The sequence below is a fragment of the Aquirufa sp. genome (genome assembly GCF_044239315.1).
Lineage (GTDB): Bacteria > Bacteroidota > Bacteroidia > Cytophagales > Spirosomataceae > Aquirufa.
Window position 1 is genome coordinate 72,573 of the sequence record NZ_JBIIBQ010000009.1, and the last position, 26,396, is coordinate 98,968.

The 26,396-nt window shown below is 40.0% G+C and carries 24 protein-coding genes; 13 read left to right on the plus strand and 11 right to left on the minus strand.

The genetic code is table 11. From position 1 onward, the window contains the following. Positions 1-31: 31 nt before the first annotated feature. The 10 genes from fucP (at position 32) to ACILP5_RS05070 (ending at position 9,455) form a co-directional block, all read left to right on the plus strand. Positions 32-1,357, plus strand: coding sequence for an L-fucose:H+ symporter permease (fucP, locus tag ACILP5_RS05025; protein ID WP_395617560.1), 1,326 nt, complete (start codon positions 32-34; stop codon positions 1,355-1,357). Continuing rightward, a complete protein-coding gene (locus tag ACILP5_RS05030; protein ID WP_395617561.1) occupies positions 1,357-1,692 on the plus strand; it encodes an L-rhamnose mutarotase in 336 nt (111 codons plus the stop codon). Before fucP ends, ACILP5_RS05030 begins: the two co-directional genes overlap by 1 nt. Further along, positions 1,689-3,338 (plus strand): UxaA family hydrolase, encoded by a 1,650-nt coding sequence (locus ACILP5_RS05035; RefSeq protein ID WP_395617562.1) that lies wholly within the window; start codon positions 1,689-1,691, stop codon positions 3,336-3,338. Before ACILP5_RS05030 ends, ACILP5_RS05035 begins: the two co-directional genes overlap by 4 nt. Before the next feature lie 137 nt (positions 3,339-3,475). Next, a complete protein-coding gene (locus ACILP5_RS05040; protein WP_395617563.1) occupies positions 3,476-4,216 on the plus strand; it encodes an SDR family NAD(P)-dependent oxidoreductase in 741 nt (246 codons plus the stop codon). Positions 4,217-4,220: 4 nt separating this feature from the next. Next, positions 4,221-4,895 (plus strand): SGNH/GDSL hydrolase family protein, encoded by a 675-nt coding sequence (locus ACILP5_RS05045; RefSeq protein ID WP_395617564.1) that lies wholly within the window; start codon positions 4,221-4,223, stop codon positions 4,893-4,895. A 1-nt stretch (position 4,896) separates the two neighbouring features. Continuing rightward, entirely contained in the window at positions 4,897-5,736 is an 840-nt protein-coding gene (locus tag ACILP5_RS05050) for a fumarylacetoacetate hydrolase family protein (protein ID WP_395617565.1), read from the plus strand. Then, a complete protein-coding gene (locus tag ACILP5_RS05055) occupies positions 5,733-6,566 on the plus strand; it encodes an amidohydrolase family protein (RefSeq protein WP_395617566.1) in 834 nt (277 codons plus the stop codon). Before ACILP5_RS05050 ends, ACILP5_RS05055 begins: the two co-directional genes overlap by 4 nt. Further along, the gene (locus ACILP5_RS05060) at positions 6,563-7,345 is read left to right on the plus strand and encodes an SDR family oxidoreductase (RefSeq protein ID WP_395617567.1); all 783 of its coding nucleotides are present in this window, start codon (positions 6,563-6,565) and stop codon (positions 7,343-7,345) included. The genes ACILP5_RS05055 and ACILP5_RS05060 overlap by 4 nt, the downstream gene beginning before the upstream one ends. Further along, positions 7,342-8,406, plus strand: coding sequence for a D-TA family PLP-dependent enzyme (locus ACILP5_RS05065; RefSeq protein WP_395617568.1), 1,065 nt, complete (start codon positions 7,342-7,344; stop codon positions 8,404-8,406). The genes ACILP5_RS05060 and ACILP5_RS05065 overlap by 4 nt, the downstream gene beginning before the upstream one ends. Next, positions 8,397-9,455: a dipeptidase gene (locus ACILP5_RS05070; protein ID WP_395617569.1), complete on the plus strand. Its 1,059-nt coding sequence runs from the start codon at positions 8,397-8,399 to the stop codon at positions 9,453-9,455. The genes ACILP5_RS05065 and ACILP5_RS05070 overlap by 10 nt, the downstream gene beginning before the upstream one ends. Here the strand turns inward: ACILP5_RS05070 and ACILP5_RS05075 are convergent. Genes ACILP5_RS05075 through ACILP5_RS05105 form a run of 7 tightly spaced genes read right to left on the minus strand, consistent with a single transcriptional unit; the run spans position 9,452 to position 17,505 of the window. Continuing rightward, on the minus strand, positions 9,452-10,168 hold the full coding sequence (locus ACILP5_RS05075) for an SDR family NAD(P)-dependent oxidoreductase (protein WP_395617570.1): 717 nt from the start codon (positions 10,166-10,168) through the stop codon (positions 9,452-9,454). The two genes, ACILP5_RS05070 and ACILP5_RS05075, sit on opposite strands and share 4 nt — an antisense overlap. 1 nt (position 10,169) lies before the next feature. After that, positions 10,170-11,885, minus strand: coding sequence for an IlvD/Edd family dehydratase (locus ACILP5_RS05080; RefSeq protein WP_395617571.1), 1,716 nt, complete (start codon positions 11,883-11,885; stop codon positions 10,170-10,172). After that, positions 11,878-12,516 (minus strand): hypothetical protein, encoded by a 639-nt coding sequence (locus ACILP5_RS05085; RefSeq protein ID WP_395617572.1) that lies wholly within the window; start codon positions 12,514-12,516, stop codon positions 11,878-11,880. Before ACILP5_RS05085 ends, ACILP5_RS05080 begins: the two co-directional genes overlap by 8 nt. After that, positions 12,509-13,657 carry a MalY/PatB family protein gene (locus ACILP5_RS05090; RefSeq protein WP_395617573.1) on the minus strand — a complete coding sequence of 383 codons (1,149 nt, stop codon included), beginning with the start codon at positions 13,655-13,657 and terminating at the stop codon, positions 12,509-12,511. Before ACILP5_RS05090 ends, ACILP5_RS05085 begins: the two co-directional genes overlap by 8 nt. Further along, a complete protein-coding gene (locus tag ACILP5_RS05095) occupies positions 13,647-14,417 on the minus strand; it encodes an N-acetylmuramoyl-L-alanine amidase-like domain-containing protein (protein ID WP_395617574.1) in 771 nt (256 codons plus the stop codon). Before ACILP5_RS05095 ends, ACILP5_RS05090 begins: the two co-directional genes overlap by 11 nt. After that, a complete protein-coding gene (locus tag ACILP5_RS05100; protein ID WP_395617575.1) occupies positions 14,417-15,742 on the minus strand; it encodes an MFS transporter in 1,326 nt (441 codons plus the stop codon). Before ACILP5_RS05100 ends, ACILP5_RS05095 begins: the two co-directional genes overlap by 1 nt. Positions 15,743-15,747: 5 nt before the next feature. Next, on the minus strand, positions 15,748-17,505 hold the full coding sequence (locus ACILP5_RS05105; protein ID WP_395617576.1) for an alpha-amylase family glycosyl hydrolase: 1,758 nt from the start codon (positions 17,503-17,505) through the stop codon (positions 15,748-15,750). Between the two features lie 98 nt (positions 17,506-17,603). On the opposite strand from ACILP5_RS05105, the gene pgmB reads away from it, so the two are divergent. Both pgmB and ACILP5_RS05115 read left to right on the plus strand, forming a co-directional pair. After that, positions 17,604-18,251, plus strand: a complete 648-nt coding sequence (gene pgmB, locus ACILP5_RS05110) for a beta-phosphoglucomutase (RefSeq protein WP_395617577.1) — start codon at positions 17,604-17,606, stop codon at positions 18,249-18,251. 81 nt (positions 18,252-18,332) lie between these two features. Then, on the plus strand, positions 18,333-20,606 hold the full coding sequence (locus ACILP5_RS05115; RefSeq protein ID WP_395617578.1) for a family 65 glycosyl hydrolase domain-containing protein: 2,274 nt from the start codon (positions 18,333-18,335) through the stop codon (positions 20,604-20,606). A 104-nt stretch (positions 20,607-20,710) separates the two neighbouring features. On the opposite strand, the gene ACILP5_RS05120 is transcribed toward ACILP5_RS05115, so the two are convergent. Further along, positions 20,711-21,709, minus strand: coding sequence for a fatty acid desaturase (locus ACILP5_RS05120; protein ID WP_395617579.1), 999 nt, complete (start codon positions 21,707-21,709; stop codon positions 20,711-20,713). A 159-nt stretch (positions 21,710-21,868) separates the two neighbouring features. On the opposite strand from ACILP5_RS05120, the gene dnaK reads away from it, so the two are divergent. Then, positions 21,869-23,761 carry a molecular chaperone DnaK gene (gene dnaK, locus ACILP5_RS05125; protein WP_395617580.1) on the plus strand — a complete coding sequence of 631 codons (1,893 nt, stop codon included), beginning with the start codon at positions 21,869-21,871 and terminating at the stop codon, positions 23,759-23,761. A gap of 70 nt (positions 23,762-23,831) precedes the next feature. Here dnaK and ACILP5_RS05130 read toward each other — a convergent pair whose 3' ends face one another. From ACILP5_RS05130 to ACILP5_RS05140, 3 genes are all read right to left on the minus strand, one after another. Then, on the minus strand, positions 23,832-24,599 hold the full coding sequence (locus ACILP5_RS05130; protein ID WP_395617581.1) for a DUF3050 domain-containing protein: 768 nt from the start codon (positions 24,597-24,599) through the stop codon (positions 23,832-23,834). Position 24,600: 1 nt separating this feature from the next. Beyond that, complete coding sequence (locus ACILP5_RS05135) at positions 24,601-25,569, minus strand: XdhC family protein (protein ID WP_395617582.1); 969 nt, start codon at positions 25,567-25,569, stop codon at positions 24,601-24,603. Further along, positions 25,566-26,396 (minus strand): cysteine desulfurase family protein (locus ACILP5_RS05140; RefSeq protein ID WP_395617583.1); only part of this gene is annotated, 831 nt, incomplete at its 5' end. The genes ACILP5_RS05140 and ACILP5_RS05135, both read right to left, overlap by 4 nt.

The window sequence follows — 26,396 nt, forward strand, 5'->3', positions numbered from 1 at the left end:
CAGTGTTTTTACTTTTATATAAAAAATCCATATGGCTTTACCTCTAAATGAAGATCAACCTAGATTAAAAAATTCGGAATCAACTTCCTACACGATTCCTTTTATTTTAGTAACCAGTTTATTCTTTTTATGGGGCCTTGCAAATAGTTTAAACGGCTCATTAGTCAAACAATTCCAAACGGCCCTTGATTTACAACGCTGGCAAGCTAACATCGTGGAGACAGCCTTTTATTTTGGCTATTTTGCCATGGCCCTACCAGCTGGTTATGTGATGAAAAAAATGGGGTATAAAGCTGGTATACTCATGGGATTAATCCTTTATGCTGCCGGTTCTTTTCTTTTTTATCCAGCAGCCGAAGTTCGTATGTATAGCTTTTTCCTAGCTGCGTTATTCCTTATTGCAGCTGGTATTGCCTTCTTAGAGACGGCAGCAAATTTATATGTTACCGTATTAGGCGATCCTGAGAAAGGAGACTTTCGATTGAATTTAGCTCAGTCATTTAATGGAATGAGCATTATACTTGGACCCATCATCGGAGGATTATTCATCTTTTCAGAAAAGGAATATACACGTGAAATGATTCAAGCGCTTCCAGCTGCTGAAGCAGAAGCCATTCGAGTGAGCCAAGCAGCTTCTGTACAAATGCCTTACGTAATCATTGGTATCGTTGTGGCTTTAGTAGCTGTCTTATTTGTTTTTACCAAAATGCCCGAGTTGCAGTCTGCAGAGGACTCAAATGACAAGACAACCATTTCTGGTTTGTTAAGGCGCAAACATTTAGTATTAGGTATTTTAGCTCAATTTTTAAATGTTGGAGCACAAGTCTCACTTTGGGGGAATTTTGTGGATTTAAAATTGGACTTAGCTAAAGACGATAATCTTTGGATTGTGGATAAGATCTACCAAATCTCAGACACAATGAGTCCTACACAAATCGCTAGTTTCCATGCCTCCTTTGCCTTTATTTTATTTTTACTAGGTCGTTTTTTAGGCACTTATTTAATGGGGAAAATTGCCTCCAATAAAGTATTAGGTGTTTATGCAATCGGAGCAGTAGTATCAGTGGCTGTTGCCATGTTTGGAGGAGGGTTAGCAGCACTGATTGCCTTAATCGCTGTTTATTTCTTTCAATCTATCATGTTTCCAACCATATTTGCTTTGTCCTGTAAGGGCTTAGGTGACGGTTCTAAACTAGCGTCTTCCTTAATCATCATGTCCATTGTGGGAGGTGCCATCGTTCCTCCGCTAACTGCCTCCTTGTTCAAAATAAGTACTGCTGCAGCCTTGGGGATTCCTTTATTGTGCTTTGCTTATATTATCTATTTTGCTTTTAAAGGATTTGAAATTAAAGACTAATGAAACAATTTATCTTATTTCTTGACTTGAAAAACGATCCAGAATTGATTCGGGAATATGAGAAGTACCATGAACCCATACCTGAAGAAATTAAAATGAGCATACTTGAATCCGGTATAGAATCGATGAAGATGTTTCGCTTTGAAAACCGACTATGTATGGAGATTATAGCAAATGAGTCGTTTAGTTTTGCTAAAAAAGAAGAATTGGATACCAATAATCCTAAGGTTCAGGCTTGGGAAAATTTAATGTCAAGTTATCAAAAATTAATACCCGGAACGCCAGAAGGCACAAAATGGGTACTAGCCAAAAATATATTTAGCCTAAAATCATGAGTCAAGCGTATTTACAAATCAACCCCACAGACAATTTATTAGTAGCCCTACAAGATCTACCTAAAGGAACCATTATAGACCACAATGGAAATCAAATTACCTTGCAGGATGATATTGCAGCAAAACATAAATTCACAACTGAGGCTATTTTTAAGGATGGAAAAGCAACCATGTATGGTGTTTTAGTAGGACTTGCTAGTCAAGATATTCCTAAAGGTGGTTTGATTCACACATTTAATCTGCATCACGCAGCCACCGATTTTAATGGAAAACAAGAAGATTATCAGTGGACAGCACCCGATGTTACCAAGTTCCAAAACCGTACGTTCAATGGTTACCATAGATCTGATGGTCAAGTAGGTACACAAAACTATTGGTTAGTTATTCCTTTGGTATTCTGTGAAAACAGAAACATTGAATTATTAAAAAATGCTTTTCTAAATGGATTAGGCTTTCAAAAACTAGATCCATTCACTCAGAAAGTACAACAATTAGGAGCCCAATTAGCAGAAGGGAAACCACTAGAAATTGATACGGAATCAACCGCCTCCATTCTTGTACACAAATCAGCCCAATTCCCAAATGTAGACGGCATTAAATTTTTAACGCATGAAAGTGGCTGCGGCGAGAATAAAGATGATTCTCTAAACTTATGCGCTTTATTAGCAGGTTATTGTTTGAACCCGAACGTGGGCGGAATTACTGTGCTCAGTCTTGGATGCCAACACTCTCAAATCGAAGTATTTAAAGAGAAATTAAAAGAGAAAGATCAAAATTTCTCCAAACCACTTTACATTTTTGAGCAACAACAAGACACAGGAAGCGGGGTAGAGAATATGTTAAATGAAGTGATTCTCCAGACATTCAAAGGTCTGGTTGAGATCAATAAACAAACGCGTAAACCAGCGCCATTATCTGCTTTGCGGGTGGGAGTTAAATGTGGTGGCTCTGATGGCTTCTCTGGCATCTCTGCGAATCCAGCCATCGGACACACCGCTGATTTAGTCGTAGGTCTAGGTGGAACGGTGATGATCGCTGAATTCCCTGAACTTTGTGGCGTAGAGCAGGAATTGCAAAACAGAGCAGTTACGAAAGAAATTGCGGATAATTTTGGATTCTTGATGCGCGAATATGCGCGTAGAGCTGCTTTAGTAGGAGCAGGCTTTGACATGAATCCATCTCCTGGTAATATTAAAGATGGCCTAATCACTGATGCCATAAAATCAGCTGGAGCCGCTAAGAAAGCAGGATCTTCACCTATTGAAGATGTATTAGGTTATGGACAGTATGTGACGAAAAAGGGCTTAAATCTAGTTTGTACACCTGGAAATGATGTTCTTGCCACCACCGGAATGGCGGGTGCAGGAGCTACCATCCAATTATTTACGACAGGTTTAGGAACTCCTACAGGAAATCCAATCAGCCCGATGGTTAAATTATCAACTAATACAAAGCTAGCTGAAAAACTTCCTGAAATTATTGATATTAACTGTGGCCCCATTATTTCTGGAGAGAAAACGGTAGAACAGATGGGAGAGGAAGTTTTGGAATACATTATTAAATTAGCTTCTGGAGAAATTAATACGAAAGCAATGGATCTAGGACAGGATGATTTTATGTTCTGGAGGAGAGGGGTATCTTTATAATGGTGAATGGTGAATGGTAAATTATAGATTATAGATTAGAGAGTAGAGATAATAGAGTAAAGATTTATGATTTACACCTCCGGACTCATTCCCTTCGGACTACTGACTACTGACTACTGACTACCGAATACTGACCTATGTTCAAACTAACCCACAAAAAAGTCGTCATCACCGGCGGATGTTCTGGCATCGGAAAATCGATTGCGCTCACCTTTTTAGTACAAGGGGCAGAGGTACATGTGATTGACTTGAAACCGGCATTGGAACCCCTACCAGCTGAAATTACGTTGCATTTAGCGGATATTACGAATATAGAATCAGTTCAAGCTATTGCTAATAATATAGGCTCAATTGATATTTTGGTGAATAATGCAGGAATTCCCCAAATTGGAAATTTGGAAAAAACGGGTCCTTCAGATTTCCAAAATATCTTTGATGTGAATGTAAAAGGGGCATATCATTGCATGTATGCCTTTATTCCAGGCATGATTAAGCAAAAGTCAGGGGTGATTTTAAATATGGCATCGGTGGCTGCATCGGTGGGGATACCTGATCGTTTTGGCTATTCAATGACGAAAGGAGCCATTAAATCGATGACGCAATCTGTAGCGAAAGATTATATTCACCAAGGGATTCGATGTAATTGCATTTCGCCTGGTAGAGTCCATACGCCATTTGTGGATGGTTTTATCGCGAAAAACTACCCAGACAATCAAGCGGAGATGTTTGCCAAATTATCTGCAACTCAACCGATAGGACGTATGGCCCAACCACAAGAAATTGCACATTTAGCTTTATATTTATGTTCCGATGAAGCCGCATTTATCACAGGGTGTGATTATCCCATTGACGGTGGATTCATTTATCTAAACAACTAAACCTATGAAAAAACAACTGATTTGCCTTTTATTGATTTTGGGAGCCTCGTTAAGTTCATTTAAGAAGGATGGCCCTAAGCGTATTATTTTCTTCGGAGATTCGATTACACAAGCTGGAGTAGGAAAGACGGGGTATATTACCAAAATGACCGAAATGATCGCCGCACAAGGTCTTTCAAATCAATATGAATTAATTGGAGCTGGAATAGGAGGAAATAAAGTCTATGATTTATACCTACGTCACGAGGACGATGTGGTTGCAAAGAATCCCAATCTTGTCATTATATACATTGGGATTAACGATGTTTGGCATAAAACATCATCTCGTACAGGTACGGATGCTGACAAGTTTGAACGCTTCTACAATGCTTTAATCAAGAAGATTCAAAAAGCTAATGCTCAAGTAGTTATATGCACACCAACGGTAATAGGTGAGAAGTTTGATAACAGCAATGAAAACGACGGAGACCTGAATGCTTACAGTCAAATCATCAAAAAGATTGCAAAAGATAACTCCTTACAATTAATTGATCTTCGTAAGGCATTTATGGATTACGAGGCTAAAAACAATATCGAAAACAAGGCGTCTGGCATTTTGACAACAGACCGAGTTCATTTGAATGAAGCAGGAAATCAATTCCTTGCTGACACGATGTGGGACGTTATCAAAAAATTATAAAATGAAATTAGCAAGAATAGGAGATGTAGGCCAAGAAAAACCGGCAATTTATGAGAATGGAGAATACTATGACGTATCCTCCATTTTTTCCGATTTCAATGAATCCTTTTTTGAAAAAGGGGGATTAGCTGCCATAAGTAAGTTGAAGGCAAACGATTTCCCTAAAATCTCTGGTAGAGTAGGATCCTGTGTAGCAAGACCTAGCAAAATCGTCTGTGTGGGGTTAAATTATGCGGATCATGCGAAGGAAACGGGAGCTGCTATCCCGACTGAACCTATTCTTTTCTTTAAAAGTACTACCGCTTTATCGGGTCCAAATGATGATATCATCATACCTAAGAACTCTACCAAGACGGATTGGGAAGTAGAATTAGCCATCGTTATTGGCAAAAAGGCTTCTTATGTTGCAGAATCAGATGCCTATGATTATGTGGCTGGATATTGTTTACACAACGACTTATCTGAACGCGAATACCAATTAGAAAGAGGAGGAAACTGGTCAAAGGGTAAAGGATGTGATACGTTTGCACCTTTAGGGCCGTTTTTGGCGACGAAAGAAGAGATTGCTGATGTTCATCAACTGCCTATGTGGTTAGATGTCAATGGGAAACGTTTTCAAACAAGTAATACGAACCAATTGATCTTCAATGTTCCACAAGTTGTTTCTTATATCTCTCAATTTATGACGCTTTTACCGGGTGATGTAATCAGTACTGGGACACCACACGGTGTAGGATTAGGATTCAATCCACCGATCTATTTAAAAGCTGGAGACGTGGTAACCTTAGGAATGGAAGGTTTAGGAGAACAAAAACAAACTGCTGTAGCCTATCAGGGATGATTGATTCGCATCAACATTTTTGGAATTATAACGAAGAACGAGACACCTGGATTACTCCTGAAATGTCCGTTCTCAGAAAAGATTATTATCCATCTTACAGCGAAGGTCTATTTAGGGAGAATGGATTTACCGGGTGCGTAGCGGTTCAAGCTGACTCATCTGAAGAAGAAACCTTATTTCTATTAGCTTTAGCTGAACAAAATGAATTCATTCAAGGTGTAGTAGGATGGGTGGATCTCCAAAGTTCAAACATTGAAGATCGCTTAGCCTATTTCTCCCAATTTGAAGCGATTAAAGGCTTTCGACACATCGTTCAAGTAGAAAAAGATCCCGCATTTCTGGCTCGAAAAGAATTCATTAGAGGGGTTAAGGCGCTAGCTAGCTTTGACTTAAGCTATGATTTATTGATCTATCCTCATCAAATGGATTCGGCTATTTCTTTTTGCCAAACCTGCATTGACCAAAGAATCGTTTTAGATCATTTAGCGAAAGCTCCTCTTAAATCAGGTGATATTTCAGCATGGAAAAAACAGATAGCGCGCTTTAAAGAACTAGATCACGTTTCTGCCAAAATATCAGGAATAGTTACAGAAGCTAGCGATCAAAACTGGTCTTCAGATCAGGTAAATGAAATTATTGATGTGGCATTAGAAGTTTTTGGCCCATCTAGATTATTAATCGGAAGCGATTATCCCGTTGTTTTACTAAATTCAACTTTAGAACGCTGGGTGAATACATTCAAATACCAATTAGGTGGTTTAAGTGTCACTGAACAAGCAAAAATTTACGAAGGCAACGCCATCGAATTTTATCAATTAGAAACATTATGAATTTAGGATTAAGAGAAAAAGTCATTATAGTAACGGGAGGCGCTAAAGGAATTGGACAAGGAATTTCCGAGTCATTAGCACTTGAATCAGCGATGGTTGCTATTGTGGGAAGAAATGAAGCGGACAATCAGTTGTGCATCGAAAAGATACAGGCGACTGGCGGACAGGCTTTTTCATTTGTGGCTGATTTGAGTAATCCATCAGAATGTGCGGAGATAGTACAAAAGATTGCAACGATGTTTGGTAAAATTGATGGTCTAGTGAATAATGCAGGTCTTAACGATGGAGTGGGTTTAGAATCAGGTAATTATGAAAAATTCATTCAATCCATCAACGCGAACCTCACACACTATTATTTAATGGCTCAGGCTTGTTTGCCTTATTTAAAAAAGAGCAAAGGAGCGATAGTAAACATCGGATCTAAAACTGCTGAAACAGGCCAAGGCAATACCTCCGGTTATGCCGCATCCAATGGGGGTAGAAATGCGCTTACAAGAGAATGGGCATTAGAATTGAGAAATTTCGGGATTCGTGTTAATTCCGTGATCGTTGCGGAATGCTTTACCCCGATGTACGAGAAATGGATTCAAACATTGGATAATCCGACGGAGAAATTAGCTAGCATAACCAATAACATTCCCTTAGGCAAACGCATGACCACAAAAGAGGAGATAGGTGATATGGTCACGTTTCTTTTGTCACCTAAATCAAGTCATACCACCGGACAAATTATCCACGTAGATGGAGGGTATGTTCATTTAGATCGTGCCGTTTTATGATCAATTTAGACATTTTTGAGAGTCCGGGACTGCTCGTTTATCCTGATCGAGTGAAACGAAATATTGCCAAAGCCATCGAGATGGTAGATGGAAACCCAGCTCGATTACGTCCCCACATAAAAACGCATAAAACAAAGGAGGTAAACGACCTACTTTTAGAGGCAGGAATCACTAAATTCAAATGTGCCACCATCGCAGAGGCTGAACTATTGGCTTTATCTAATGCACCAGATGTATTGATTTCCATACAATTAATTGGTCCAAACATTATCCGTTTCAAGCAATTAAAAGAGGCATATCCTACCACTCAGTTTTCCTCTATTATCGATGATTTACATGCTGCTCAATCTTTGAATGAGGCTTTCGAAGGAAAAACCACAGGAGTTTATATCGATTTAAATATGGGAATGAATCGAACCGGTATTCGCCCAGAAAAGGCCTTTGATTTAATTCAGCAACTACACAAATTACCCAATGTAACATTAAAAGGTTTACACGCCTACGACGGACATATCCGTGATAAAGAGTTCCAAGAACGTGAAAAGCATGTCAACTCCGACTTTGTCTCTTTCTATTACTTAATAGATCAATTAGACACGAACAATTTAGAACTAGTGGTCTCTGGAACTCCTAGTTTTTTAGTGCACCACAAGAATCCATTGTTTACTTGCAGCCCAGGAACCTATGTGTTTTTTGACGCGGGATATGCAGCCCTTTTTCCAGAAAACACCTTTGAATTTGGGGTAGAAATCATTTCCAGAATCATTTCAAAACCGACAGAAACAACCATTTGCCTTGACTTAGGGCATAAATCGGTGGCGGCAGAAAATCCAATTGATAACCGAGTGCGATTTATTGATAGACCTGAGTGGATATTAAAATCACAAAGTGAGGAGCATGGTATTGTAGAGGTGGGAGATAGTTCAGCTTATCAAATTGGTGAAATCGTAACTATGGTTCCTTATCACATTTGCCCAACGGTAAATTTACATTCGCATTTACAGGTGATTGATGGAGGTCTTTGGGAAGTAAAAGCCAGAAACAGACGACTATGTTATTAATCGACGCTCATTTAGATCTAAGTATGAACGCACTCGAATGGAATCGAGATTTGCGTTCAAGTATAAAGGAAATCAATGAACGCGAAAAAGGATTAACAGACAAACCTGATCGAGGGAATGCCACAGTCAGTCTAGACGAATTGCGCAAAGGAAACATTGGTGTAGTCGTTGCTACTCAAATTGCCCGTTATGTAGCTCCAGGTTCCAGTTTACCGGGTTGGAATAGTCCAGAACAAGCATGGGCGCAGACTCAAGGCCAATTAGCCTATTACAAGGCTTTAGAGCGTTCCGGTGATTTAAGACCTATTCGAAATCTATCCGAATTAAAGGATCACTTAATCCAATGGGAGGAGTCCAAGCAGGCCATCGGCTATATTTTAAGCTTAGAGGGAGCAGACTCAATCGTCTCTTTAGAATACCTAGAAATAGCTCATGCCTATGGATTGCGTGCTTTAGGCCCAGCTCATTATGGGCCTGGACGTTATGCACAAGGGACTAATGCCGTTGGAGGAATGGGAATAGTAGGCAAAGATTTATTACGCAAAATGATGGAATTGAATATCATTTTAGATGCAACACATTTATGCGATGATAGTTTTTGGGAGGCGATGGAAAATCACCAGGGGCCTGTTTGGGCGAGTCATCAGAATTGCCGTGCCTTAGTGGATCATAACCGTCAATTTTCCGATGAACAATTAAAGGAGATCATAAGCAGAGATGCCGTCATAGGAATGCCCATGGATGCTTGGATGATGGTACCGGGATGGGTGAGAGGAGAATCCACTCCACAAAATAAAAATGTGACGCTAAATACACTCATCGATCATTTAGTTCACGTTTGCAGTTTGGCCGGAAATACGAACCAAGTGGGACTAGGGACGGATTTAGATGGTGGATTTGGTCGGGAGCAATGTCCTGCTGATATTGAAACCATCGCTGATCTACAAAAACTACCCGATTTATTATTGAAAAGAGGTTTCTCGAATGAAGATATCGTCAAATTCTGCCATCAAAACTGGCTTAATTTCCTAGAAAATGCCTGGACCTAGGACTGGGGAGGGGGACTGACACTCGTCCATCCACCATCGACGATTAGGGTCTGACCTGTAATATGTTTGGCTTTATCACTTAAAAAGAAACAAACCGCTTCTGAAATATCCTGTACATCCGCCGGTTTACCTAAAGGCGTTAATCTGCTCCATTCTTTCAAATAATTCGCATCTTTCTCCGTCCGCTCCGTCATTGTAGCACCAGGGGAAACCGCGTTGATCCGAATCTGAACAGGCGATAAGTCGATAACTAGATTCTGCACTAATTGGTTCAAGGCTGCTTTTGTCATTCCATACGCGGCTAAATCGGGATGTGCTTGGTGTCCTGTAACAGAGGAAGTCACCACAATAGAACCCGCCTTTCTAGATTTACGAATTGACTTCGCAACCGCTTGAATTAAAAAAAAAGTACCTTGAATGTTTAAATCGAGTAATGATTTCATCGATTCAGGGCTATAATCCCAAAAACTCCCAAATGTCGTTACCCCCGCATTGCACACACAACCAGCTAAATCGCCAGGAATAGTCTCTGCATAGGCTACTAGTTCTTGAATAAAGGCTGGAGAACTAACGTCCCCAGCCTTTACATAGGTGCCTTTTAATAAGGCAGGATCGATATCATTGACAAGTACGACATGTCCTTCAGCCATCAATTGCTGGGCAATCTGATGACCAATACCTTGTCCTGCACCCGTAACGATATACTTTTTCATCTTAGTGAGAATCTCGTGTTACAACTGATCCTGATCCACCTTTCAAGAAATCAAAATCAGCTCCTTGATCGGCTTGCTCGACATGGTCAATAAATAATCCGACATATCCACGAATCGTTTTAGGCTTTTCTAATGGTTGTGCCGCCTTACGGGCCGCTAATTCTTCTTCTGATACTTCCCAATTAATCGTGCGATTCTCCACATCCAGAGCGATATAATCTCCATTTTGAACCCAATTCAAAGGACCACCGGCCGCAGATTCAGGAGAAACATGCAATACGACTGTACCAAAACCCGTACCACTCATTCTACCATCAGATATACGAACCATATCTTTTACTCCTTTTTCCAAAAGCTTTTTAGGAATCCCCATGTTACCCACCTCAGCCATTCCAGGATACCCTTTTGGTCCTACATTCTTCAAAACCATCACTGAATTCTCATCGATTTCTAACTCATCTGAATCAATGCGAGCGTGGTAATCTTCAATATTTTCAAAAACCACCGCTTTCCCCCGATGCTTAAACAATTCCTTCGATGCAGCAGAAGGTTTTAAAACCGCTCCATTAGGCGCTAAATTACCTCTCACGACTGCAATGCCAGAATCAGGCTTGAATGGTTCTTCAAAGGAAGAAATGATATTAGGATCATATATAGGCGTATTATCGATGTTTTCGCCTACTGTTTTACCATTGACCGTCATAATTGAAGTATGAAGATGTTCCTTCATTTGATTCATCAAGGCTGGAAGTCCTCCGGCATAGTATAAATCTTCCATAAAATGCTCTCCAGAGGGCTGAATGTTCGCTAACAAAGGAATGTTACGGGAGAATTCATCAAAATCATCTAATTTTAAATCAACACCTAAACGACCAGCGATGGCTGTTAAGTGAATCACAAAATTCGTAGATCCACCCGTTGCCGCGTTAACACGAATCGCATTTTCAAAAGCAGGACGCGTTAAGATTTTGGACATCTTCAAATCCTCATTCACCATCTCCACAATCCGACGACCTGAATGCTGCGCTAATACTTTCCTGCGTACATCGGCCGCTGGAATCGCGGCATTTTGAGGTAAACTCAAACCTAAAGCTTCCACCATCGTTGCCATCGTAGAGGCTGTTCCCATCACGGCACAATGACCAGGCGTTCTAGCCATACAAGCTTCCGCTTCAATAAATTCTTTCTGAGTTAGCTCGCCTAATTTATAGGCTTCGGCAAAACGCCATACATCTGAAGTACCAATCTCTTTTCCTTTGAACTTACCTTTCATCATTGGTCCTCCCGATATAACCAAGGTAGGTAAATCTACACTACATGCACCCATCACAAGGGAAGGAGTCGTTTTATCACAACCACACATTAAGACCACGCCATCAATCGGATTCGCTCTTATCGATTCCTCTACGTCCATACTCGCTAAATTGCGGTATAACATGGCCGTAGGTTTAATCAATGTCTCACCTAAAGACATCACAGGGAACTCTACCGGAAATCCACCAGCCTCAATAACTCCCTTCTTTACAAATTCAGCCAATTCCCTGAAATGAGCATTACATGGTGTTAATTCAGACCACGTATTACAAATTCCAATCACCGGTTTTCCTTGGAAATAATCGTCTGGAATACCCTGATTTTTCATCCAAGCACGGTAGATGAAACCATCTTTACCCGTCTTACCAAACCACTGCTGCGAACGCAATTCAACTTTACTCATCTTGTTTATCTAGGTCTAAGGTTTTAGTGAGGACAAAACTCCCATCCACACCATATTTATAATAGCAGTTTCGAACCCCAGTGGAAATATCAGCGTAGGGATCATTTTCATAGTCAAAAGAATGTACGATGGCAGATTTTTCTAGATATAAACTATCTCCACCAGCATAACCTAATTGTTGCCTTCCCATAATACCCGGAAAACGAACAGTATTTAATTTTCCAGCTTTGTATTCAAAAGCATAAACTCGGTATTTTTTACCCTCAAATCCGGCTACCCAAAATTCAGGTAATCCATTACCATTCAAATCTGTAGCTAAAACGGTCTGTGATCTAAATCCTTGAAATGTTTTTTCTAAGATCACCTCATGACTTTTTTCTACCTTCAAGCGCCCATTATCCACCGAAACAGTGAAATCCTCGAAAGCTGAACTCTTCAAATTAGATACAGGCTTGGAAGCCGTATCATCCACTGCAATTTGGGCTAAAGAATCCCCGTAGGCCTTAACCACATCGATATCTACTACTTCTGTTTTTTCTGGCTGATCGTCTAATTCTGAAATATACACAAATATGTAGGCCAAAAAGCCCAACAAAATGACAAACAGGAAAAACTTCAACAGTTTAGCCATTAGTAATGGATTTCATTCGATTTATCGCTTTTTCAAGTACAGAGCGAGGACAAGCAAAATTTAAGCGAACAAAATTTCGTCCCTTAAATTGTTCTCCACGAAGAACATGAAGTCCGGCATCCCAACATTTCTTTTGGAAATCACCTAAAATAGCCTCATCGTATTCAATCCAAGCTAGATAAGTAGCCTCTAAAGGCTGCATAGCTAAACCAGGAGTAGATTGCACAAAATCATATAACAAATCATGATTCGCCTGTAAATAGGGTAGAAGCTGACTTAACCAAGATTCACCAGAAGCATAAGTGGCTAGCATCACCTCAATGCTATGTCTTGAAAGCATGGAGAAAAAGCCATTGGAGGCCTTTATGAATTTATCTCGCAGTGCTGCATCGGGAATAACAGTTACCGCGCCACCTAATCCTGCCGTATTAAACGCCTTAGAAGTAGCAAAAAAACTGATAATCGGCTGCTGCTCATAACGCCCAATCGAAATGTGTTCAGATGCAGCTCTTAAACGCAAATCTGCATGAATCTCATCCGAAACGATAGTCAACTGGTATTTCGCACATAATTCGACGATGCGCATAATTTCTGATTCGTTAAATACGGTACCCCCTGGATTGTGTGGATTACATAGTAAAAAGACCTTAGGTCCCTTTTGCAAACCTCTCTCAAAATCATCAAAATCGTAGGTCCAGCGATCGCCGTCCTTTATCATTTGAAAGGTAATCAAAGGACAATTCACCCATCCTGCGACTAAATGAAAGGGGTGGTACACTGGAACGGCAGTTATGATTCCTTCTTTCTCATTTGTTAAGGCAGCACAAGCCGCCGTAATCCCTGGGACAATTCCAGGAATCCAAACTTGCGATTCAAGGGAGGTAGACCACTTATAATCGCGCGCTATCTTGGATTGAGCAGCCACTTTAAGTGTTTCAGGAACAATCGAATAACCTAAAATTCCATGGGAAGTAATTTGATCTATAGCAGCTAAAATCTCATCCGCTACCACGAAATCCATATCTGCCACCGGCATAGGTAGCATATCTACGTTAGCTGGATAAGTTACGTTATCCCATTTGAAGGAGTGGGTATGGTGGCGATCAATAACCTGATCAAAATCGTAAACTTTATGGCTCATATTCCGGTCTAAAGACATTAAATCCTATCATACTAGGATGATTCTTTAAATATACGGAAATTGATTCAACTGATTGACACACTTTACGGCGATCTTGAGAAGCATGTACGAGATAAAATTGCCCTCCCATTTCGCGAACAAATCCTACATGCTGATAATCAAGGTCTTTCCTTTTTGAAACAAAGGCGATTAGATCACCCGTACGAACAAAAGAACTTACAGCGGCAAATTGAGCACTCGGAACATAGGTTATAGGACCTAATGATGCTTCTGTTGCCTTGATAGAATCTACCACTATCACGTATTTTTTAGGGGCCAAATAATGAGATAAAAACTCCACCTTCTTATCAGCCAACTTTAAATACTTGGAAGGAATCACTTGCTTAAAAAGGCCTTTGTCTTCCATCTGATTAAGAGTAGCACTTAAATAGTGGTTTCTATTCTCAAAGGAGATGGGCGTTTTTCGATACCGAATTTGGGTTAATTCGTGAAGAAAAAGACTGTATAAGCCTTTTGAACGATACAAACTCCAAATATTTTCGACGAAAGTAATGCAATCAAAACCAGAGAAATCCACTACAAACTTCTCAGGATTCTCTTTCGATAAAGCATGCGAAGCGTAGGGTAAACCCGTAAATTGCTTGGCTAGTAATAATGGATCTTTTTGTAAACGGGCTTCCTTTATTTTATCCACTAAAGGCCCAGGAATAACCTGCGAAAAGCCAATAAATGAGAATAAAAGAAAGAAAATGATCTTCATTAGGCCTTCTCTTTAATCCATAGCACACTGACAGAACCAGCAATAAAGAAAAATCCAGCTACCACAATCGCATAGATTGCGTTACCACCATATACATGCTTCACTAAAGAACCACCTATAATACCGCTTACGATCTGAGGAAGAGTGATGAAGAAGTTAAAAATTCCCATGTAAACGCCCATTTTGGACATCGGAATAGAACCTGCCAAAATAGCATAAGGCATAGCTAAAATAGAGGCCCAAGCCATTCCAACACCCACCATGCTTACTATCAACAGCTGAGGATCAGAAATGAAATAAATAGAAATCAAACCTAGACCGCCAGCAATTAAAGAAAAAGCATGGGTCGCCTTGTTCCCAATTGCCTTTGCAATTCTCGGTAAAAAAACAGCATAGATAGCAGATACGCCATTATAAACTCCAAAAATAATACCCACCCAGTTCGCTGCATTTTGGAATTCCGGAGAACTGTGATCATCCATAGGTAAGCCATATACATGATGCGCGATGGCAGGAGTAGAGAATACCCACATCGAGAATAAGGCAAACCAAGAGAAGAATTGAACCATTCCTAATTGGCGCATGGTAAAGGGCATTTCCTTGATATATCTAAAAACTGACCAAATAGTATCTGTTGAACCTTCTTCTTGAAAACCCATCGCCTCCCGCTCTGAAGGAGAATATTCTTTCGTTGTAGCAATAGTCCACACAATAGCAGAAATAAAAACGACAGCTCCAACATAAAAGCTATAAAGTACGTTATCCGGGATTTGGCCTTCTGCTGCCACTTTAGAGATGCCAAACCAATTTCCAAACATATAGGGCAACCAAGAACCTACTACAGCACCAATTCCAATTAAAAAGGTTTGAATGGAGAAGCCTAATGTATTTTGTTCTTCTGGTAAATTATCTGCCACTAAAGCTCTAAATGGCTCCATCGCCACATTAAACGAAGCGTCCATCATCATCAGAATTCCTGCTCCCACAATCATAGGAGGGATGAAATTTGCTAAAGCTCCAGCATGTGGGAAAAAGAATAAAGCCGTAGCAGCTAGAATAGCACCCGTTAAGAAAAAGGGTTTACGACGACCTAATCCATTCCAAGTACGATCGGAATAGAAACCAATGATGGGCTGAATAAGCATGCCAGTCAATGGAGCAGCTAACCAAAACCACGATAATTGCTCGACATCCGCACCAAAATTCTGCAAAACACGAGAGGCGTTTCCATTTTGTAGCGCAAAGCCGAATTGAATTCCTAGGAATCCAACACTCATATTGAAGATTTGGCCTATACTTAAACGAGGTTTAGTAAAATTTTTCATCGAGTTTATAAGGTAATAATGAGGGCTGAATTAGCCGGTAGTTGAATGTGATTGCCGTCTACTTTCACAGTAGCACTAGTAGGAGGTAAAAATGTTTTATCTTCCTTCCATTGAACAGATTTAACACCCATCATATCTAGGGCCAAAGTCGGAATTTCAACATCAAAAGAATGATCAACTGAATCGAAGTTACAGATGATTAAATTTCGATCTTTCTCCGTGTATCGTAAATAGGAGTACACTTTATCTTTAGGATACCCCGCACTTTGGGCATATTGTAAATCGAAAAATTTACCTTTTCTGATAACTTCGGATGAATTCACCCAAGCTAATAAATCCGAGTAGAAAGATTCAATCACTTTTTCGTCTTTCGTCAATTTACCTCCATCAAATTTTCCGCCATTCACCCAACGCTGGTGTGTATCCACACGGTAGAAATCAAACATTGTCGTACGATCATCCGCTTCATTGAATCCTTCAATTTCCTGCGCTTTCTCACCAAACTCTTGACCGAAATAAATCATCAATGGACCATCGTGCATACTTGCAGTCAAGACCATTCCAGGGATTGTAGACCAAAAATTAGAAGCGGCAAATCCTGGTGAATTTAAACGCGTCTCATCGTGATTCTCTAAGAAGCGAAGCATGTGGTTCGCAAAATCACCTGATTCATTCTGCCAAACTCGAGTAATATCAGCCGTAGTTGCACCTGGCTTCCTTTCCATAATATGACGAATACCATCATACAAGCCCACTTTGTCATAGAGATAATCAAAGCCCCCTTTGAAAATATAATTGCGGTATTCAGCAGGATTGTAAATCTCTGCGATAAAAACTGCCTCAGGATTAATCGCTTTTACTTTAGGTATCGCATAGGCCCAAAATTCTACCGGCACCATCTCTGCCATATCACATCGGAATCCATCCACGCCCTTCTTTGTCCAATAAATCAACACATCTGTCATCTTCAACCAAGTATCAGGAATCGGATCAAAATGTGTTTGATTACCATGCTGTAAATCAACCCCATAATTCAACTTCACTGTTTCGAACCAATCATGTATGGAAGGTTGTGCAGAGAATACATTGTTACCACTCACTTTGGCTGGAATTTCAATATAAGGGACTGTCACTGGAACCGGCGGATTCACACCTGTTGGAACTGTAAACTGCGTACCTGGTAAATAATAAAAATTATTATTTGGTGAGAAGGAGAGGTCTTTGTTATCATTTTGGCCAAAATCAACTACACCCGCCGGCTTCATATCAGAATGGTAAGCTCTCGCTAAGTGATTAGGCACGAAATCCAAGACTAATTTTAAATCAGCTTTGTGCACGCGATCTAACATAGCAGCGAATTCCTGCATACGTTCTGCCGGTTTATCCGCTAAAAATGGATTCACATCATAATAATCCTTAATAGCGAAAGGGGAGCCTGCACGACCTTTAACAACGTGAGGATGATCCAGAGGAGAGCCATAAGCGGTCAAATCCTCCATCGTCGCGTGCTCTAAAATTCCCGTGGTATACAAATGCGAATAACCCTTCTTTTTCAAGGCCTTCAAACCCTTTTCAGAAATGTCTTTAAATTTAGTCACTCCATTTTCGGAAGCAGAACCATTTCTTTTTACTTGAGTTTGTTGATTTCCCCAAAGATGAAACATCATTTGGTAAACGACATGTTTATCAGATTTAGATTTGTCTTGAGCCATAAGTGGATGTAGTAAGGCGGCAGTTAACAGTAATAAATAGAATTTACGCATATAATTTAAAATAAACTGTCTAGCACAGCAGAAAAAGGTTTTTTGGCAGATGTAAATGTAATAATTTTGTTAATCTTTAAAACAATCCCTACCTAAATATGACGTACAAAGCCTGCCTTTTTGACCTCGATGGTGTATTAGTTGACACTGCGATTTACCATTTTCAAGCATGGAAAATGTTAGGTGAAAACTTCAATTACCAACTAACTGAAGAGCAAAATGAGCAATTAAAAGGCGTATCACGTGTTGAGTCATTAAATCGTATCCTAGATTGGGCAAACTATTCAGCTACTTCCGATCAAAAAGAAGCTTGGTTAATCGAGAAAAATGAGAATTACCTTCAATTGATCTCTAATATGAATCCGGCTGAAATTTTACCGGGTGTTTTAGATTTTTTAGGCCAAATAAAGGAACTAGGGTATAAAATCGCTTTAGGTTCTGCTAGCAAGAATTCGGAAGTCATTTTGACAAAAACAGGTCTCTTACCTTGGTTTGACCTTATAATTGATGGTAACAAGGTGACGAAGAGTAAGCCAGATCCAGAAGTTTTCTTGAAAGGCGCAGAAGGTTTAGGATTTACACCAGCAGAATGTATTGTATTTGAAGATGCGCAAGCTGGGGTAGAAGCGGCAAAAAAAGGGGGAATGAAAGCAATCGGAATAGGTGAAGCTGATGTTTTAAGCGAAGCAGATAAGGTGATTCCTACATTTATTGGTGCTAAAGCGTCTGAATTATTTAAATTTTAAAGAAACACCATAGCACAGAAATGTCCAAAATTTACAATTTTCTATTTTTGTGATATTGTAAAAGATTACCAAATAAACTGAATGAAGCAATATCTAAAAATAGATGAATGGAAGGTCATCGAAGATCAATTCCATCCTGACTACAATGAAATAACCGAATCCATCTTTTCTCTAGGTAATGGCCGAATGGGACAAAGGGGCTCATTTGAAGAAACTTACACAGGAAAATCTTTACAAGGAAATTACGTTGCAGGAGTCTATTATCCAGATAAAACGCGTGTGGGTTGGTGGAAGAATGGCTATCCAGAATATTTTGCTAAAGTATTAAATGCCGCTAACTGGAATGGTTTATCTATCCAAATAGGGAGTGAAGAAGTAGATTTAAACACCAGTGAAATTCATTCCTTCTATCGCGAATTGAACATGAAAGAAGGTCATATCCTTCGTACTTGTGAAATGACCCTTCGTAACGGGAAGCGTTTAGCCATCGAGTCTATTCGTTTGAATAGTATGGCTGATGACGAATCAGGTGTCATCTCTTACACGATTACACCCATCAATTTCACGGAAGACATTAATGTAAGAGCCTTCATAGATGGGGATATCAAGAATAAAGATTCAAATTATGATGAGAAATTCTGGGATGAGGTGAAAGTAGGTTCGAATTTTGTTTGGTCCAAAACAAAGAAAACCGGTTTCGAGGTTATCACCGCTCAACAGATTGAAATCCAATCCAATGGGCAAAAAATAGAGGCAAAAGCATCCTCAAAAACTCGCGAAAAATACAGCGAACTTGCCTATACAATAGCTGCGAAGCAAGGGGAGAAGTTAACCATCATTAAGTATGCGGTTAATATTTCTTCTGAAAATCACCCAACCGCTTCGTTCGAGAAAATCGCCTCTGATTACCTAGCACGTATTTCGGCAAAAGGTTTCGCTAAAATGTTAGCTGAACAGTCAGAAGCTTGGGCGGCTAAATGGTCAATTAATGACATTATCATTTCGGGCGACGCATCTGCACAACAAGGTATTCGTTTCAATATCTTCCAAATGAACCAAACCTATACAGGGGAGGACGATCGTTTGAATATTGGACCTAAAGGATTTACCGGTGAAAAATACGGTGGATCTACCTATTGGGATACTGAAGCATATTGTATTCCGTTCTATTTAGGTACAGCTCCAGCGAAAGTTTCTAAAAACTTATTGATTTACCGTTGGAAGCAATTAGATCGCGCTATCGAAAACGCGGGCAAACTTGGTTTCAACAAGGGTGCCGCTCTTTATCCAATGGTTACCATGAACGGAGAGGAGTGTCACAACGAATGGGAAATTACCTTCGAAGAAATCCACCGCAACGGCGCCATCGCCTACGCGATTATGGATTATGTGAATTACACGGACGATCGCAAGCATTTAGTTGATTACGGCTGGGAAGTATTAGTAGGCATCGCGCGATTCTGGGCTCAACGCGTTAATTGGTCAGAAGACAAGCAGAAATATGTGATGTTAGGCGTTACTGGCCCTAATGAATACGAAAATAACGTTAACAATAACTGGTATACGAATTACATCGCTACTTGGTGTCTAAAATATACCTTGGAAGTTTACGCTGAAATTCAACAGAATTATCCTTCAGAGGCTGCGACTAAAATCGCTAAAACAGCCTTTACTGCTTCAGAAATCGATCAATTCCAGCATATCATTGCTAATATGTACCTGCCTTCTGATGAGAATAAAGGTATTTATTTACAACAAGATGGTTTCTTAGACAAAGTAATTGCACCAGTTGAAACGATTGCTGCAGAACGTCCTATCAACCAAAAATGGTCTTGGGATCGCATTCTACGCTCTTGTTACATCAAACAGGCAGACGTATTACAGGGAATGTACTTCTTTGAGGATGATTTCAGCTTAGAAGACTTAGAACGCAATTATAATTTTTACGAACCGATTACCGTTCACGAATCATCGTTAAGCCCTTGCGTTCACAGCATTTTAGCTGCAAAATTGGGAAAAGAAGATAAATCATACGAATTCTACACGCGTGCCGCACGCTTAGATTTAGATGATTATAATAACGACACAGAAGACGGTTGCCACATTACGAGTATGGCAGGAACCTGGATGTCGATCATCAAAGGTTTTGGCGGAATGCGTCTAAAAGGTCATTCATTACACTTTAATCCATTCTTGCCAAAACAATGGACCGAGTTCTCCTTCAAAATCAACTTCCGTGCAAACCAATTAAATATTGCCGTGAAGCAAACGGGAGTAGAAATCACAAACCTGGCGGGTCCTGAACTGACGGTTTTTGTGCATGGGGAAGCGAGGGTGCTCGAGAGTAGAGATTAGAGAGTATAGAGTAGAGATAGGGTATATATTCTACCAACTACAAACAAAAAGGGAGCAATTGCTCCCTTTTTATTTATCCATATCTATAATCTATAATCTATACTCTATTTCAAAAGCTCTACATCCGGCATCGATTGATCCGTCAATGGCACTCCGTCGCGATCCTTGCGCGCAATACGAGAGTATAAACCTAATTCTTGTGAGAATAAGAAGGTGAAAAATAGCTTCACAAAAGACGTATGATACTTTAAGTTTTCATAAAATTCAGGAGCGGCTGCCTTTAGCTTTGGCAAATTATTCCAAGGGACAGATGGCATATCATGGTGTTCATTATGGTAACCTACATTCATATTAATGCCATTCAAATTTCCATAATAAGAATAAGTCTCTTGATTCTTGTCTAACACTAAGAAATGTTCTTGAATCCAACGAGCACCTAGTGGATGTAATCCTACAGAGAACATGAAACTTAAACCCATGTAAGCTAGCGCTGACCATCCCCAGAAATAAACGATAAGAACATTGAAAGTAACTTGAGCGATAATATTCATGATCACCGGGCGATCAAATACAGCTAATTCAATGCAACGTACTGTACGAATACCTTGGAAGAAAGGGAATAATAATAACCAGATCATTTTTCCAATGAAATAATTATCGATCAATTTAGCTTCCCAATAATCCGGTAAATCAGCATCTAATTCATGTACACCTTGAAAAGCATGGTGCTTTAAATGGAAATTTTTAAAAGAAATGGCTGTTGGGAAAAGAGAAGGAAAATTGGCAATAATTCCTGATGCTACATTCCAAGAATTCTTTTTGAAAATTAAATTATGTGCAGACTCATGGATACATACAAATAATGTATGCGTAGGGAATGCCCCAAAAATCCAAGCAACACCCACAATCGCCCACCAAGGATAATCCTTAATAAAATAAGCCATTGCGATTTGCATGCCTACGCAGGCTAAGATCCAAACGAAAGTCATCGGATTCTTACCTATCAAATTCTTCACCTCGGGATGAGCTCTAACTATAGCACGAGTACGAGCTCTATGCGGTTCTGGGCCTTCTACCCAATTAAAATCTTTTGATTCGGACATAATTGTCTATTTAATACTGCACAAATATACCACATCTCGCCATTTTTTCCGTTCACTAAGTGATTTTAAATTAAAAGGTGACAATATGTCACAAAAGCCATTGGCATTCTAAAATGGCACATTCCTTGTATAAATGCTGACAAATATTTAAAAATAATCATGGGAAAAATTATTGGAATTGACTTAGGAACCACCAACTCATGTGTGGCGGTAATGGAAGGGAACGAGGCAGTCGTTATTGCAAACTCAGAAGGTAGACGTACGACTCCATCGATCGTTGCATTTTTAGAGAACGGCGAACGTAAAGTAGGCGATCCTGCGAAAAGACAAGCGATTACAAATCCACAAAACACGATTTCATCTGTGAAGCGATTCATGGGTAAAAAATACTCAGAGGTAAGCTCTGAATTAAAAACGATTTCTTACTCGGTAGAGCAAGGAAACAATGACACGCCACGTGTTCGTATTGGAGATCGTTTATACACACCTCAAGAGATTTCAGCGCAGATTTTGACAAAAATGAAGCAAACAGCTGAGGACTATTTAGGCCAAACAGTAACAGAAGCCGTTATCACGGTTCCAGCTTACTTTAACGATGCAGAACGTCAAGCAACTAAAGAGGCAGGTCAAATTGCTGGTTTAGAAGTAAAGCGTATCATCAACGAGCCTACAGCAGCTGCTTTAGCATATGGTGTAGACAAAGGTGGTAAAGACATGAAAATCGCTGTATTCGACTTAGGTGGCGGTACATTCGACGTTTCTGTACTTGAATTAGGTGATGGTGTATTCGAAGTAAAATCAACAGATGGTGATACGCACTTAGGTGGAGATGACTTTGACCAAGTAATCATCAATTGGTTAGCAGAAGAATTTATCGCTGACGAGAATATCGACTTACGTAAAGATCCAATGGCTCTTCAACGTTTAAAAGAAGCGGCTGAAAAAGCGAAAATCGAATTAAGTTCCAGTGCTGCAACGGAGATTAACTTACCGTACATCATGCCGGTAGATGGTATTCCAAAACACTTAGTGCGCTCTTTATCAAAAGCTAAATTCGAACAATTAGCGGATAGCTTAATCCAACGCACCTTAGAACCTTGTAAGCGTGCGATGAAAAACGCTGGTTACACGAACTCAGATATCGATGAGGTCATCTTAGTGGGTGGTTCGACTCGTATTCCGCGTATTCAGGAAGAAGTGGAGAAATTTTTTGGTAAAAAGCCTTCAAAAGGAGTGAATCCCGATGAGGTGGTTGCAATCGGAGCTGCTATCCAAGGTGGTGTATTAACAGGAGAAGTGAAAGACGTTCTTTTATTAGACGTAACACCTCTTTCTCTAGGTATCGAAACAATGGGTGGCGTGTTCACGAAATTAATCGAATCTAATACAACGATTCCGACTAAGAAGTCTGAAACATTCTCTACAGCTGCAGATAACCAACCTTCAGTAGAGTTAAACGTTCTTCAAGGAGAGCGTCCAATGGCGAAAGATAACCGTTCATTAGGTCGTTTCCACTTAGATGGTTTACCACCAGCACAGCGCGGTGTACCTCAAATCGAAGTAACTTTTGATATCGATGCGAATGGTATCTTAAACGTATCTGCGAAAGACAAAGGAACTGGTAAGGAGCAAAAAATCCGTATCGAGGCTTCTAGCGGCTTAACAGACGCGGATATCGAGAAGATGCGTAACGAGGCAAAAGCAAACGAAGCATCAGATAAATTAGAAAAAGAGAAAGTAGAAAAAGTAAACCAGGCAGATGCTTTGATTTTCCAATCGGACAAGCAATTGAAAGAATACGGTGAGAAATTATCGGAAGGAAATAAAACGGCGATCGAAGGTGCTTTAGCTGAATTGAAGGTGGCACATGCTTCACAAGATATAGCGGGTATTGACGCAGGTTTAGAAAAATTGAACGCAGCTTGGACGGCAGCATCTCAAGAGATGTATGCAGCAGGTGCTGGCGCTGAAGGTGGCGAACCTACAGCAAATGCAGATGCCAATGGATCTGATGGCGGCGCGGAAGATGTTTCTTTCGAAGAAGTAAAATAAGCCTAATCGGTAAAATTAAAAGCCCGGTCTATCACTAGATCGGGCTTTTTGCATTTTTATCCTTTGTGCTTTATGCTTTATGCTTTACTATTCCATCCCACAACTTAAGTCTCACCTGTAAAGATTCAACTGCGGCTTGCCTAGCGCGTGCCCATTTTTCCTCCTCATTACCGCAGAGATAATCCATCATGCGATACGCTAATTCGCTGTGATGACCACCATCTACTTCAATGTGACGTTCTAGGTAGTAAACTAAGGTTTCTACTTTCTCCGGCGCATCTCTTTTCAATTGATCCACAATAACTTGGAACATTTCTGGGATGATATCTTCTCTACCAAAAGTAAAGATGGCAGCCACCTCTTCCGGGGTTTTATTTTGAATCGCAGAAAAAGTGAAGCTTAAAAATTGCTTTACAGACTCCGGAATAGAGGCCTTTGGTATGGCCAAAAGCAATTCATCTAAACTTGCATACGTCCTTAACTCTTGTAAGAAAGGAGAGGGCATGAAAGACAATTCTTCCATGGCTCGCAAATAAAGTTCGAAATGACTGATATAGACACCATTTTGGTCTACATCTGATTCTTCACCTAAGACAATTTCATTGATTAAGTAGCGAACTTCGGCAGGGCCTTTCGGATTCCAAGGAAGTTCAACGCACGTAAATTCTTGCTGTAACTTCTTAACTAAGGACATAAAATCCCAAACAGCAAATACGTGATGCTGCATAAACACCTCTAATTCAGCTGGACTCTGAATAAAGGAATTAATCGGATGTTGAACTAATGCCTCACGTAGGGGCGCAATCGTATTTTTTAGGCGGTCTATCTGTGTACTCATATTATTCGTGGATAGCTCGATCACGTAGATGCAATCGCTGTCCGTTTCTATTGTTTTTTATGGATAAAATCTCAGCCATAATGGAGATCGCAATCTCTTCTGGGCCTTCAGCACCTAGATCTAATCCGATGGGAGTAGAGATAGGTAATTGTGTAACTAAATCTTGTTCAAAATGGTTTTGAAGCTTTTCAAATCTTTTCTTAGGTCCTAAAATTCCCACATAAGTAGGTTTTGTAGGCAATTCAATTAACTGTTTCAAAATCTTGACATCCTTATCTAAATCGTGGGTCATCATCACGACATAATCGGAGTTTTTTATAGTCCCAAAATCCTCATAACTAGATCGTCCATTAACAGGCAGATTAGCCTTCATTTTAGACAAAATACCCACCCAATTCACGCGCCAAGACAATAAAGCGGCTTGTTGAATAAAAGCATGTGAATCAAACTGATTCCCAAAAAGCCATACCGTGATCGGTGCCGGCAAGTATTCTGTAAATGTATCCTCTGCCCATTTACTCACATGAGATTCAACCGCTTCCGCCAGCGAAATTTGAAAATCTACATCATACCTAATAGATAAAGTATGAGCTACATTACTTTGAATATGATTTTCTAAAACTGTTACGAGCTGATTAATTTGATGTTGGAAGGGGTTAATATGAATCTCAATCATACCTTGGCAACCCAATCCGATACCTAAAGCAAAAGGATCTTCTTCCCGAGTATCATAGGTAATCGACTTATATTCCTGCGAATAGAGTGCTAATTGCGCTTTCTTCAAAATATCTCCCTCTAAACAACCACCAGAAATTCCTCCCCACCAATCTCCTTCCTCAGAAATCAACATACGCGCACCTGGTCGACGGTATGCACTGCCATCTACTTGAACGACTGTGGCCAGTACAAACTTCCTTTCGGTCTTTTGTAGCTCCTTGACTTGCTGAATAATTTGAATTAATTCTTTCATAGGAGCTGGGGTAATTTTTGAGACAGTACTTCACAAATTACATCTACCTCTTCCGGCGTTGTAAAATAGCCTAAACTAAATCGAGCGCTCGCTAAAGCATCCTCATCAGAATGACCGATAGCTTTCAACACATGTGAAGGTAATTCAGTCTTGGCATTGCAAGCAGAACCGTTTGAAAAAGCTAGTGCATTTAATACCTGAAACATACGTTCCCAATCAGCACCTTTCAGCGTGAAATTCAAGATGGAGGGTACTGAATTCGTTGGTGTATTTAGAGAATCAGCAGGTATGATAGTCTTTAACTTTTCAATAGATGTCTTATAAAAAGCAGATTTAGATAAGAGCTCTGGAATCAACTCCATGGCTTTAGCTAAACCGACGATCATCGGCACTGGCAATGTTCCTGGTCTTAACCCTCGTTCTTGACCGCCACCGTAAGAAATAGCTTTAACAGGCTTTCTTGTGATTAATCCACCAATACCTTTAGGTCCATAAATTTTATGTCCGCTAAAGCTAATTAAATGAGGTAATGAGGACAAATCCAACTCCACTTTACCTAAAGCCTGTGTTGAATCCGAATGAAAACAAACGTTCCTTACTTCACAAAGCTTGAGTACATCCTGATAAGGCAAAATGGATCCTAATTCATTATTAACGAGCATCAAAGAAACTAATACCGTATCCGGTCTAAACGCCGAGGCTAATTCAGATACCTCTTTAATATAGGTCACCTCCCAACCCTCTTTCTCTAGGGAATGAAAGACTTCTAATACGGCTTTATGTTCAAGCAAACTGGTGATAACATGACTTTTCGGTTTATCTTGAAG